The 12884-nt window shown below is 72.3% G+C and carries 7 protein-coding genes and 2 pseudogenes; 3 read left to right on the top strand and 6 right to left on the bottom strand.

Annotated elements, in window-relative coordinates; translation table 11 throughout:
* Positions 1–213: 213 nt before the first annotated feature.
* Together V2J85_RS22000 and V2J85_RS21995 are read left to right on the top strand one after the other, a co-directional pair.
* Positions 214–465, top strand: a pseudogene (locus V2J85_RS22000) (ATP-binding protein); the annotation flags it as partial.
* Positions 466–780: 315 nt separating this feature from the next.
* Positions 781–900 (top strand): annotated as a pseudogene (locus tag V2J85_RS21995) (ATP-binding protein); the annotation flags it as partial.
* Here the strand turns inward: V2J85_RS21995 and V2J85_RS21990 are convergent.
* From V2J85_RS21990 to V2J85_RS21975, 4 genes are all read right to left on the bottom strand, one after another.
* Positions 863–2479, bottom strand: a complete 1617-nt coding sequence (locus V2J85_RS21990; protein ID WP_330822516.1) for an amino acid permease — start codon at positions 2477–2479, stop codon at positions 863–865. The pseudogene V2J85_RS21995 and the gene V2J85_RS21990 sit on opposite strands and share 38 nt — an antisense overlap.
* A gap of 233 nt (positions 2480–2712) precedes the next feature.
* Complete coding sequence (argF, locus tag V2J85_RS21985) at positions 2713–3717, bottom strand: ornithine carbamoyltransferase (protein WP_261955183.1); 1005 nt, start codon at positions 3715–3717, stop codon at positions 2713–2715.
* A 130-nt stretch (positions 3718–3847) separates the two neighbouring features.
* Positions 3848–5083, bottom strand: a complete 1236-nt coding sequence (locus V2J85_RS21980) for an arginine deiminase (RefSeq protein ID WP_261955184.1) — start codon at positions 5081–5083, stop codon at positions 3848–3850.
* A gap of 192 nt (positions 5084–5275) precedes the next feature.
* Positions 5276–6871 (bottom strand): MFS transporter, encoded by a 1596-nt coding sequence (locus V2J85_RS21975; protein ID WP_330822515.1) that lies wholly within the window; start codon positions 6869–6871, stop codon positions 5276–5278.
* A 94-nt stretch (positions 6872–6965) separates the two neighbouring features.
* On the opposite strand from V2J85_RS21975, the gene V2J85_RS21970 reads away from it, so the two are divergent.
* Positions 6966–7937 (top strand): helix-turn-helix domain-containing protein, encoded by a 972-nt coding sequence (locus V2J85_RS21970; RefSeq protein WP_330822514.1) that lies wholly within the window; start codon positions 6966–6968, stop codon positions 7935–7937.
* Between the two features lie 285 nt (positions 7938–8222).
* Here V2J85_RS21970 and V2J85_RS21965 read toward each other — a convergent pair whose 3' ends face one another.
* Together V2J85_RS21965 and V2J85_RS21960 are read right to left on the bottom strand one after the other, a co-directional pair.
* Positions 8223–11108 carry a polynucleotide kinase-phosphatase gene (locus V2J85_RS21965; protein ID WP_330822513.1) on the bottom strand — a complete coding sequence of 962 codons (2886 nt, stop codon included), beginning with the start codon at positions 11106–11108 and terminating at the stop codon, positions 8223–8225.
* Positions 11105–12850 carry a 3' terminal RNA ribose 2'-O-methyltransferase Hen1 gene (locus V2J85_RS21960; protein ID WP_330822512.1) on the bottom strand — a complete coding sequence of 582 codons (1746 nt, stop codon included), beginning with the start codon at positions 12848–12850 and terminating at the stop codon, positions 11105–11107. Before V2J85_RS21960 ends, V2J85_RS21965 begins: the two co-directional genes overlap by 4 nt.
* Positions 12851–12884: the final 34 nt, after the last annotated feature.

Raw genomic sequence — 12884 nt, 5'->3', positions numbered from 1 at the left:
TCCGTTACCCGTACGGCCCGTACGCCCGCCCTCCGGTACGAGCCCGAGCCCGGTCCGCCGGGTCGAAGGTCCCGCCCGTTCGGGACTTTCGTCCTGCGTCGCGTATGACCTGCGTCACTTGCCTTGCGGCCGCCCGGCCCTGCCCCGGCCACCCCCGCGCTTCCTACGGTGGAACCGTCCAAGCCGGCCCCTCACTAACGGAACGTCGCGCGCATGCTGAAATCGCCTCCGTCGTCGAACTGGCGCATCGCGCTTCCCCGGGGAGCGACGGCCGTCCCCATCGCCCGTGCGATGGTCCGCTGCGCCCTCCAGGACCTGGGGACCACGGCGGACCGCACCACCGCTCAGCTGCTGACCGCCGAGTTGGTCGCCAACGCGCTCAAGCACACCAGTGGCGATCACCCCATCGAGCTGGTGGTGGAGCGGGGGCCGGACGGGTGCCAGGTGGAGGTGCACGACGGCGACACGGTGCTCGTCGAGGGGCTGGGAGAGCCGCTGCCGATGGCGATGCCGATGCTGATGCCGGCGGTCGGACCGGGCGAGCCGCTGTTGATGACCGGGCCGGGCGCGACCGGATCGGGCACACCAGTCCCGTTGGCCGAACCGGGGGACGTACCGCTCGCAACGCCCCCCGCAGCGGAAACGGAACCGGAAACGGAACCGGACGTGGAAGCGGAAGCAGAAACGACGGGACCCGACGCAGCCCCCGCCACTGCGGCCGTCGCTCCAGCCGCCCCCGCCGCTCCGGTAGCCGCAACCGCACCCCCCGCCCCCGCCATCCGGAACCGCGGGCTGCTCCTGGTGCGTTCCCTCAGCTGCGCCTCCGGCTGTCGGCGTACCCAGGACGGTAAGGCGGTGTGGTTCACCCTTCCCGAAGTGCACCAGCCGCGCCGGAGCTGACCGCCGCCCCGCGCACCTTCTCGTCGTCCCTCGCGTCGGCCTTCGTGTCGGCCTTCGCGTCGGCCTTTTCGTCGTCCTTCGCGCCGCTCTTCGCGCCGTTCTTCTCGTCGCCCCCGTGGCCGTCCCGCTCGCCGTCCGCGGTCGGCGCGGAGACCGCTTCGAGCCCGGCGCCCTGGCCGAGGCGGGAATGGCGACGTCCGTAGAGCGCGTAAACCAGCGCGCCGGCCACCAGGAACGCCACGAACTGCAGCCAGGTCGCCGGTCCGGTCCCGTAGATCAGGTAGCCGCAGAACGCGATGCCGAGGATCGGGCTGAGCGGGAAGAACGGGACGCGGAAGCGGCGCGGCAGGTCGGGCCGGGTTCGGCGGAGCACCAGCACGCTGAGATTGACCGCCGCCATGACCGCCAGCGTCCCGATGGTGGTCAGGTTCATCACCACGTCCAGGGGGACGACCGCGGCGGGCACGGCGAAGACGGCCGCGACGATCCAGGTGTTGGCGACCGGCGTGGACGTACGCGGCGAGATCCGTTCGAAGACGCGCGGGACCAGTCCGTCCCGCGACATCGACATCAGGATGCGGGTCTGCCCGTACATGACCGCGAGGACGACGGACGCGATGGCGACCACCGCGCCGAAGGCGATGACGCCGCCGCCGAGCGCGGAGTGGGTGACCCGGTTGACGATCAGCGACAGCGCGGCCGGCTGGTCGGCCACCTGGTCGGAGGAGAGCGCGCCGATGGCGGAGACCGCGACCAGGCAGTACAGCACGGTGACCACGCCGATGCAGATCATGATCGCGAGCGGGATGTTCCGCCGCGGGTTCCTGACCTCTTCCCCGGCCGTGGTGATCGCGTCGAAGCCGATGTACGAGAAGAAGGCGACCGAGGCGCCGGAGGTGATGCCGGCGATGCTCTGCGGTGCGAACGGCGAGAGATGGCCGGCCCGGAAGGCGGTGAAGCCGATCGCGCAGAACAGCACCAGGATCGCCAGCTTCAGCACCGCCATCGCGGCGGTCGCGCGGGCGCTCTCCCGGATCCCGCGGACCAGCAGCAGCGCGGCGAGCAGGATCACGACGACGGCGGGGACGTTGACGATCCCGCCCTCACCGGGCGGGTTGGAGAGCGCGGCCGGCAGCTGCCAGCCGGTCAGACTGCCCAGCAGTTCGTTCAGGTACTGCCCCCAGCCGACGGCCACGGCCGACACCGAGACGCCGTATTCGAGCAGCAGGCACCAGCCCACGAGGAAGGCGGTGCGCTCGCCGAGGGTGGCGTACGCGTAGGAGTACGAGCTGCCGGACACCGGGATCGCGCCGCCCAGTTCCCCGAAGGAGAAGGCGGTGAAGACGCAGGTGGCGGCGGCCAGCAGGAAGGAGACGATGACCGCGGGGCCGGCCTCGGCGACGGTGTCGGACAGGCCGACGAAGATGCCGGTGCCGACGATGGCGCCGATGCCGAAGCAGACGAGCTGGAAGAGGCCCATGCTGCGCTTGAGGCCGTTGCCTTCACGGTCCGCGCCCGATTCGGCGACGAGGAGGTCGGGGGACTTGATGCGCAGGCCGGAGGGACCAGGGGCACGCATGGGGGTTCTCTCTCTGGTGGTGCGGTGCGCGTGGCACAGGTGGGCCACGCACGAAGCGGGGTCCGGACCGGTGGGTCCGAACCCCGCGAGCGGCTCGATGGTAGCTGCCGGAGCTGCATGATCGCCCTGTCGGACGTATGCCTATGCGCTGTGATATTGCCGACGGCCGATGAGCGGCCGAACCCGCGACGCCCCTGGCCGGAGAGACCGGAGAGAGGTGCAGCCCGCCGCCGCTAGCCGGCGAGCGTCGCGACCAGTACCGCCTTGATGGTGTGCATCCGGTTCTCCGCCTCGTCGAAGACGACCGAGTGCGCGGACTCGAAGACCTCGTCGGTGACCTCCAGCGAATCGAGGCCGTACCGCGCGTGGATGTCCCGGCCGACCGCCGTGCCCAGGTCGTGGTACGCGGGCAGGCAGTGCAGGAACTTCACGTCGGGCTTGCCGGTGGCGCGCAGCACGTCCATCGTGACCGCGTACGGGGCCAGCAGCGCGATCCGCTCGTCCCACACCTCCTTGGGCTCGCCCATGGACACCCAGACGTCGGTGGCGACGAAGTCCGCACCGCGCACGCCCTCGGCGACGTCCTCGGTGAGGGCGATCCGGGCCCCGCTGGCGTCGGCCAGCTCGTACGCCCGGGCGATCACCGTCTCCTCGGGCCACAGCTCCTTGGGCGCGACGATCCGTACGTCCATGCCGAGCAGGGCACCGGTGACGAGGTAGGAGTTGCCCATGTTGTTGCGGGCGTCGCCGAGGTAGGCGAAGGCGGTCTCCTCCAGGGGGCGGCCGTGGCCGTGTTCCACCATGGTCAGGACGTCAGCGAGCATCTGGGTCGGGTGCCAGTCGTCGGTCAGCCCGTTGAAGACGGGTACGCCGGCGTGGGCGGCCAGCTCCTCGACGTCGGACTGGCGGCTGCCGCGGAACTCGATGCCGTCGAACATCCGGCCCAGCACCCGCGCGGTGTCCTTGACCGACTCCTTGTGCCCGATCTGCGAGCCGGACGGGTCGAGGTAGGTGGTCGAGGCCCCCTGGTCCGCGGCCGCGACCTCGAAGGAACAGCGGGTCCTGGTGGAGGTCTTCTCGAAGATCAGGGCGATGTTCTTGCCGCGGAGGCGGGGAACCTCGGTACCGGCACGCTTCGCCGCTTTCAGCTCGGCCGCGAGGTCGATCAGTCGGCGGAACTCCTCGGCGCTGAAGTCCAGCTCCTTGAGGAAGTGGCGGCCCGTGAGGTCTATCGCCATCGGTCGGCTCCTGTTTCGCGGCGGTCGGGGACGGGGTTGGAAGTGTATACGACGTGCCGTATCTATATACGACGACCGGTCTCCGTGCGGCGGCACGCCCTGTGCACCCCGCCCACCGCCGCCGCACGCCTCAGCCTGCCCCGGGCACCGCGTCCCTCGCCACCGGACAGCTCATACAGCGCGGACCGCCCCGCCCGCGCCCCAGCTCGCTCCCCGGAATCGTGATCACCTCAATGCCGCGCTTGCGCAGGAACGTGTTCGTGGTGACGTTCCGCTCGTAGGCCACCACCACGCCGGGCTCCACGGCGAGCACGTTGCAGCCGTCGTCCCACTGCTCGCGCTCCGCGGAGTGCACGTCCTGGGTCGCGGTCAGCACCCGGATGTCGGACAGCCCCAGCGAGGCCGCTATGGCGCGGTGCATGTGCTCCGGCGGGTGGTCGGTGACCTTGAGGTCCGTCTCGCCCGAGCCGGGCTCGATGGTGTACGAGCGGAGCATGCCAAGGCCCTCGTACTGGGTGAAGGTGTCCCCGTCGATCATGGTCATGACGGTGTCCAGGTGCATGAACGCCCGCCGTTTGGGCATGTCCAGCGCCACGATCGTGCGCGCCGAACCGGCCGCGAACAGCCCGCGCGCCAGCAGTTCGACGGCCTGGGGAGTGGTCCGCTCGCTCATCCCGATCAGCACCGCACCGCTGCCCATGACCAGGACGTCGCCGCCCTCGATCGTCGACGGGTAGTCCGCCTGCCCCTCCGACCAGACGTGGAAGTCCTCGCCGCGGAAGAGCGGGTGGTAGCGGTAGATCGCCTCGTAGTGGACGGTCTCGCGCTGCCGGGCCGGCCAGCGCATCGAGTTGATCGACACCCCGTCGTAGATCCAGGCGGAGGTGTCGCGCGTGAAGAGGTGATTGGGCAGCGGACCCAGCAGGAAGTCGTCCAGATCCATCACGTGGAAGCGGACCGAGGTCGGTTCGGGGTGCTGCTCCAGGAACTCGCGCTTGGTCATCCCGCCGACCAGCGCCTCGACGAGTTCCGGCACCGGCAGTTCGTCGAAGGCGGCGCGCAGATGGTCGGTGGCCAGCGGTCCGTACAGCTTCTCGTCGAAGACCCGGTCCAGGACCAGCTCGCGGGCCGCGGGGATCTGCAGGCTCTCGGCCAGCAGATCCCCGAAGAGGTGCACTTCCACGCCACGGTCGCGCAGTACGTCCGCGAAACCGTCGTGTTCGGCCCGCGCCCGGCGCACCCACAGCACGTCGTCGAAGAGCAAGGCGTCCTTGTTGGAGGGGGTGAGCCGCTTCAGCTCCAGATCGGGACGATGCAGGATGACCCGGCGCAGCCGCCCGGCCTCGGAGTCGACTTGGAATCCCATCTCCCCATCTTGGCCGCTCGGTGGGCCGGGGGGAGGGAGTCGGGCGATGTGGGGTGCACGGTTCGGCCGACGGGGGCGGCCGGGCCCGGGGCGGCTGGGGGCCGGTGGTGGCCGATCCCGGTGATGGCCGGGTCGGGCGACTCGCCGGTGTGGGTGGGCGGAAGGTGCGGGGCGGGGCCGGGCGACGCCTGCCTAGGGGGCGGGTGGTCGACGCTGTCCGGCGGCGGCGGTACGGTCCCGACGGCGGTTGGCCGGGCGGGTGGCCTGGCCACGGGTGGCGCCGTCGCCGCCCGGCCGTAGCGTGATCGCCGCCCCCACGGCGACCGCACCCGTCACCGCCGCGACAATCCAGCCGGTCCTCAACGCGCCCATTTCCGGCCCCTGTTGACCGTGCCCTTGCCCCTGGTGCCGGCCTTGGCCCTGCCCTCCCATCACGGCGATCAGTACGGCCACCCCGAGCGCGGTACCCACCTGCCGGGAAACCATCAGCACCCCGGACCCCACGGACAGCCTCCGCGCGGGCAGCAGCCCCGCGGCCGCGAACATCACCGGCTGGTACAGGCCGGTGCCGATTCCCGCGAGGACCAGACCCGGCAGGAAGCGCACCGCGTAGTGCGTGCCCGCGCCGCCGTCGTCCGCGTACCCGAGCCACCACGACGCGGCCGCGACGAAGCAGAGCGACCCGATGACGCCGGCGGCGCGTTCGCCGACCGCCCGGACGATCCGGCCCGAGAGCGCGGAGACCACCAGCACCGTGAGCGGCCAGGGGGCCAGCGCCAGCCCGGCCGTCCGGACCGAGTAGTGCCAGACGTCGGTGAACAGCAGCGTCGCGCCCAGCATCATCACGGAGTACGCGACGAAATAACTGAGCAGCCCCAGGGTGGCCGCCCCGAAACCGGGCGTCCGGAACAGGGCCGGGTCCACGACGGGTTCCGCGGCACGCCGCGCATGCCGTACGCCCAGGGCACCGGCCGCCACGCCGACGCCGAGAACGACCAGGGTGGCCGGCGCGGTGTAGCCCCACTCGGGGGCCTGTACGCACGCGGTCACCAGCGCCCCGATGCACACCAGCACCAGCGCCGCACCCGGCAGGTCCCACCGCTGCCGGACCACACGACCGCCCACGGAGCGCGGCAGCAACCGCACTCCCGCCGCGACCGCGAGGACCACGACCGGCACGTTGATCAGGAAGACCAGCCGCCAGTCGGAGGCCGCCAGCAGTCCGCCGATCACCGGCCCGGAACTCGCCGCGACCGCGCTGACCGCCGTCCACGCGCCGACCGCGGTCGCCCGCTCGTGCGGCGGGAAGACGGGCAGCGCGAGGGAGAGCGAGGTGGGGATCAGCACCGCCGCCGCCACGCCCTGCACCACGCGGGCCGCGACCAGCAGCCCCAGCGTGGGCGCCGCACCGCACGCCGCCGAGGCCAGACCGAACAGCACCATGCCGATCAGGAAGCAGCGCCGCCGCCCCGCCTCGTCGGCGATCCGGCCCGCCGGTACGAGCAGCGCGGCCAGGACGACGGTGTAGCCGTTGAGCACCCACGACAGCGCGGAGGCGGACGCGGGCGCGAAGTCCCGGCCGATCGCCGGGAAGGCGATGGTGACGGCGATCAGATCGAGCACGGCGAGGAACTGGGCCGCGGACGCGATCGCCAGCACCAGCCAGCGGCGGGGGTCGGCGGGCACCTGGGCTCGGCCCGCGACGCCCGCCGGGGCGCCCGCAGCCCCTTCCGCCGGGTCCTCCGCGGGCGTACGCGTCCCACGGCTTTTCGAAACACAACTGGTCATGCCGCTCAGCATCGAACGCCGCGCCCATCGTCACGAGTGGCAGCCCTGACAACACCCGCTACATTCCTGCCACCTCCCTTGTCATACTCGGCCCATGCCTTCCATCGCCGTCGCCGTCACCGACGGCATCCCGTTCTTCGAACTCGCCATCCCCTGCCACATCTTCGGCTTCGACCGCATCCAGACCCCTCCGGGCTGGTACGACCTGCGGGTGTGCGCGATCGGCACGGACGGCGCCGGGCCCCGCACCGGCCCCTGGTTCCACGCCCGGACCCCTTACGGGATCGAGGAGTTGGTGACCGCCGACACCGTCCTCGTACCGGGCTCGGCGGATGTGCACGGCGATCCGCCGGACGAACTCGTCGCGGCACTGCGCGAGGCACACCGCCGCGGCGCGCGGCTGGTCTCCCTCTGCTCCGGCGCCTTCACCCTCGCCGCCACCGGGCTCCTGGACGGCCGCACGGCCGCCACGCACTGGATGTACGCGGCGCTGCTCGCCGAGCGCTATCCGGCCGTGACCGTCGACTCCTCGGTCCTCTACGTCGACCACGGCGATGTGCTGACGGGCGCCGGGTCGACCGCGGCCATCGACGTCTGCCTGCACCTCGTACGGGAGGACTTCGGCACCGAGACGGCCAACTCGCTGGCCCGCCAGCTGGTCGCCCCGGCCCACCGCCCCGGTGGGCAGGCGCAGTACATCGAGACCCCCCTGCCCGAGCGCCGCGACGACTCGCTCGCGCCGCTGCTGCACTGGGCCACCGAACGGCTGCGCCGACCGCTGACCGTCGCCGACCTCGCCCGCCGCGCCAACACCAGCCCGCGCACCCTCGTCCGCCGCTTCCACGCGGCCACCGGCACCACGCCCATGCAGTGGCTCCAGACCCAACGCATTGGCCGGGCCCGCGAGTTGCTCGAACGCACCGACCTGCCCGTCGACCGGGTGGCCGAACTGTCCGGCCTGGGCAGCGCCGCCAACCTCCGCCGCCACTTCACCCGCACGGTAGGCGTACCGCCGAACGACTACCGACGGTCCTACCGCGCGGCGGGCGTGAGGAGGCCGGACTGACGGCGGGCGTGACCAGGCCAGCCTGACGGCAGGCGTAACGAAGCCAGCCCGACGACGAGCGTGACGAGGCCGGCCTGACGGCGGGCGTGACGAAGCCGGCCTGACGGCGGGCGTGACCAGGCCGGCCTGACGACGGGGGCGCCGCCCACGGCCTGGCGAACGCTCCCGCCGACGCCGGCCCGTCGAGCGAGCGCCACCGAGGGCAGGACGGGCGACGCGCCACCCTGGTCAGCGGGCCGCCGCCCCGGTCAGTGGGCCGCCGCCCCGGTCAGTGGACCGCCGCCCCTACAGCCGCGGGTCCACCGGCTCCGACTCCAGCGCGAGCACGCCGAACACCGCCTCGTGCACCCGCCACAGCGGCTCGCCCTCCGCCAGCCGGTCCAACGCCTCCAGCCCCAGCGCGTATTCCCGCAGCGCCAGCGAACGCTTGTGGCCCAGGTGGCGTATGCGCAGCCGCTTGAGGTTCTCCGGGCGGGTGTACTCCGGCCCGTAGATGATGCGCAGGTACTCGCGGCCGCGGCACTTGACGCCCGGCTGGACGAGCCGTCCGTCCGGCTGCCGTATCAGCGCCTGCACCGGTTTGACGACCATCCCCTCACCGCCGTCCGCGGTCAGCTCCAGCCACCACCGGATGCCGGCCGCGACCGACGCCTCGTCCTCGGTGTCGACGATGATCCGCCGGGTCGTGGCCAGCAGCCCGGCCCCGCCGGCGGCACGTCCGCCTCCGGACGCCCCGTCCTCCTGGCCGGACACCGCGCTCTCCGCCGCCACGATCCGGTCGATCAGCGCCAGTTGCTCCGTATGGGCCAGCCCGGCAAGGCTGCGCCCCTGTACGGCGAGGATCTGGAACGGCGCCAGCCGCACTCCCTCCAGCGCCCCGAGCCCGTCCGGCACCGGACCGAGCCCCTCCGGCACCGGACCACTACCCGACTCCGGACCGCTACCCGGCACCGCACGCGCGCCCGCAACCGCGAGGGCGCCCCCGTCCACTGCCTCCACCGCCTTGACCGGAACCACCGGGCCCGACGAGACCGATGGGCCCGACGGGCCCGACGGGACCAATGGGACCGGCCCGTCCGGCGTCGCCCGCTCGCCGACGCGCCAGCAGTAGCGCCGGTACGCCGCCGTGAACGCCGCGGCGTCCGCCGCCCGGTCCCGCTGCCGCTGGAGCAGCGGTCCCACCTCGACGCCGCGGCCGGCCGCGGCCTCCAGCGCGCCGAGCACGCCCGGGAAGGCCGCCCCGGACGCCGCGCCCACCGCCGCGTACTGCTTGCGCAGCAGCCCGGTCGCCTTGAGCGACCACGGCATCAGCTCGGCATCCAGCAGCAGCCAGTCGGTCTCCAGTTCCTCCCAGAGACCGGCCTCCGCGACGCACGCAGCGACCCGCCGCAACAGGGTCCCGGTCGCCTCCGCGTCGTCGAAGAACGGCCGTCCCGTACGGGTGTAGAGCGCACCCGGGACCCCTTCGGGCACCCCGAAGCGCTCCGCGGCCACCGTCTCGTCCCGGCACACCAGCGCCACCGCGCGGGACCCCATGTGCTTCTCCTCGCACACCACTTCCCGTACGCCGTCCGCGCGGTACCCGGCGAAGGCCTCTGCCGGGTGCTCCAGGTAGCCGTCCTCCTGCGACGTCGCGCAGGGCGCCATCGTCGGCGGGAGGTACGGCAGCAGCCGCGGGTCGACCGCGAAGCGGCTCATGACCTCCAGCGCGGCCGCCGCGTTCTCCTCCTTCACGGCGAGCCGGCCCATGGTGCGGGTCTCCACGATCCGGCGGCCGGCCACGTCGTCCAGATCGAGCGGACGGCCGTCCGCACCGCCCGGCGCCTCGGTGGCGAGCGGCTTCGTCGGCTCGTACCAGACGCGTTCGGCCGGTACGTCCACCAGCTCCCGCTCCGGCCAGCGCAGCGCGGTCATCCGGCCGCCGAAGACGCAGCCCGTGTCCAGGCAGATGGTGTTGTTCAGCCAGGTGGCGCGCGGGGTGGGCGTGTGTCCGTAGACGACGGCGGCGCGGCCGCGGTAGTCCTCGGCCCACGGGTAGCGCACCGGCAGGCCGAACTCGTCGGTCTCGCCGGTCGTGTCGCCGTACAGCGCGAAGGACCGCACCCGGCCGGACGTCCGGCCGTGGTACTTCTCCGGCAGCCCGGCGTGGCACACCACCAGTCCGCCTCCGTCGAGTACGTAGTGGCTGACCAGTCCGTGCAGGAACGCCCCCACCTCGTCCCGGAAGGCGGCGTCCTCCTTCTCCAGCTGTTCGATGGTCTCGGCGAGGCCGTGGGTGTGCTGGACCTTGCGGCCCTTGAGGTAGCGGCCGAGCTTGTTCTCGTGGTTGCCCGGTACGCAGAGCGCGTGCCCCGCCGCCACCATGCCCATCACCAGCCGCAGCACCCCGGGGCTGTCCGGTCCACGGTCGACGAGGTCCCCGACGAACACGGCGGTACGGCCCTCGGGGTGCGCCGCGTCCACGGCCCTGCCGAGCCCGTCGCGCACCGGGACGTACCCCAGCCGGCCGAGCAGCGACTCCAGCTCGGAACGGCAGCCGTGGATGTCACCGATGATGTCGAACGGCCCTGTGAGGTGCCGCAGGTCGTTGAACCTGCGCTCCCTGACGACCTCGGCGGCATCAGCCTCCGTCTGGCCTCTGAGGTGGTGCACCTTGCGGAATCCCTCACGCTCCAAGTGGCGCAGGGAACGGCGGAGTTCGCGCTGGTGGCGCTGGATGACGCGGCGCGGCAGCCCGGCCCGGTCGGCACGCGTCGCGTTGCGCTCGGCACACACCTGCTCGGGCACGTCCAGCACGATCGCCACCGGAAGGACGTCATGCTCCCGCGCCAGTTTCACCAGTTGGGTGCGCGCTTCGGACTGCACGTTGGTGGCGTCGACGACCGTCAGCCGCCCGGCCGCCAGCCGCTTCCCGACGATGAAGTGCAGCACGTCGAACGCATCGCCGCTCGCGCTCTGGTCGTTCTCGTCATCGCTGACCAGCCCGCGGCAGAAGTCGGAGGAGATGACCTCCGTCGCCTTGAAGTGCCGGGCCGCGAAGGTCGACTTACCGGACCCCGTCGCTCCGATCAGCACCACCAGTGACAGGTCCGGTACCTCGAGCGCCCGCCGCCCCACGCGCCCCTCGTCTTCCACTTCCACCGCTGCTTCCACACGGTCGACGCCCGTCATACCGCAACCTCCTCCCCACTCACAGAACTGCTTCCGTCTTCACGTCCACCGGCACCGGAGCCGGTACCGGAGCCGACACCATCACCGTCACCGGTACGGCCACTGACGCCGTCACCGATACGGGCACTTGCACCGCGACTGGCACGGGTACTGGCACCGTGACTGGCACGGGTACTGGCACCGTGGCTGGCACTGGCACGGGCACCGCCACCGGTTCCCGTTCCAGCTCCGGTTCCGGTTCCGGTTCCGGCGGCACTCTCGCCCCGGCCCACGGCTCGGCCTGCGCCCTTCCCGCCGCCGGCCTCCTCCGCCCTGCGGAAATGGGCGAGCTGGGTCGGCGGCCCGACCTCGGGGTCGTCCGGCCCCACCGGGCCGAAGTCCACCTCGTAGCCGTGCCGCGCGGCCACCTCCCGCGCCCAGCCCCGGAACTCCTCCCGGGTCCACTCGAAGCGGTGGTCCGCATGCCGTACGTGCCCGGCCGGCAGCGACTCCCAGCGCACGTTGTACTCGACGTTCGGCGTCGTCACCACGACCGTCCTCGGCCGGGCCGCCCCGAACACCGCGTACTCCAGCGCCGGCAACCGCTCCGGGTCGACGTGCTCGACGACCTCGCTCAGCACCGCCGCGTCATACCCCTTCAGCCGCGCGTCGGTGTACGCCAGCGACCCCTGTACGAGCCGTACGCGCGCCGCCTGCCGCTCGGACATCCGGTCCAGCCGCAGCCGGCGCCGCGCCTCATGCAGTGCACGCATCGACACGTCCACACCGACGATCTCGGTGAACTGCGGGTCCTTGAGCAGCGCACCGACCAACTGGCCCTGTCCACAACCGAGATCGAGCACCCGCGCCACCCCGGCCGACCGCAGCACCGCGAGAATCGCCTCCCTCCGCTGTACGGCGAGCGGCACCGGCCGTTCCTCGGTGTCCGCCTCCTCGTCCACCGCGTTGTCGATCTCCTCGGCGGCCACGTCGTCGGACTCGGCCAGCCGCTCCAACTCCAGCCGCGCCATGGCCTCCCGGGTCAGCGCCCAGCGCCGCGCGAGGTAGCGGCCGACGATCACCCGTTGCTCCGGGTGCTCCTCCAGCCAGCCCTCACCGGCCCGCAGGAGCTTGTCGACCTCATCGGGCGCGACCCAGTAGTGCTTGGCGTCGTCCAGCACCGGCAGCAGCACGTACAGATGCCGCAGCGCCTCGGCGAGCGTGCACTCCCCTTCCAGTACGAGCCGTACGTAGCGGGAGTCACCCCACTCCGGGAACGTCTCGTCCAGCGGCACCGCCTCGGCCAGCACCTGCCACCCCAGCGGCTGGAACAGCTTGCGCACCAGCTCCGCACCGCCCCGGGCCTGCAGCACGGGTACCTCGATGCGCAGCGGCATCGCCCGCGCCACCAGCTCCGGCCGCGCCGCACACTGCCCCTTCATCGCGCTGGAGAAGACGCTCCGCAACGCCACCGCCAGCAGCGAGGAGGCCGCATACGGGCGGTCGTTCACGTACTGCCCGAGCGCCGAGTCCGGAGCGCCGCCACGGCCCTTGCCACGGCTCCGGCGAACCAGGGCAATGGGGTCGACCTCCAGCAGCAGCGCCGCGGTGCACCGTTCGGTATCCGCCTCCGGATACAGGACATGCGCGGTGCCGTGCGCCGTCGAGAACTGCTGAGCCTTGTCGGGATGCTTGTGCAGCAGGAATCCGAGGTCGGTCGCAGGACGGTCGGCGCTGCCGGTGGTGGTTATCGTCAGGAACACCCGTCCGAGTATTACGGCACCGCGCCCCGATCCC

Source organism: Streptomyces bugieae (assembly GCF_036352915.1).
GTDB classification, from domain to species: domain Bacteria; phylum Actinomycetota; class Actinomycetes; order Streptomycetales; family Streptomycetaceae; genus Streptomyces; species Streptomyces endophytica.
The sequence above is the reverse complement of the archived record's forward strand: the minus strand, read 5'-3'. Positions and strand labels throughout refer to the sequence as shown.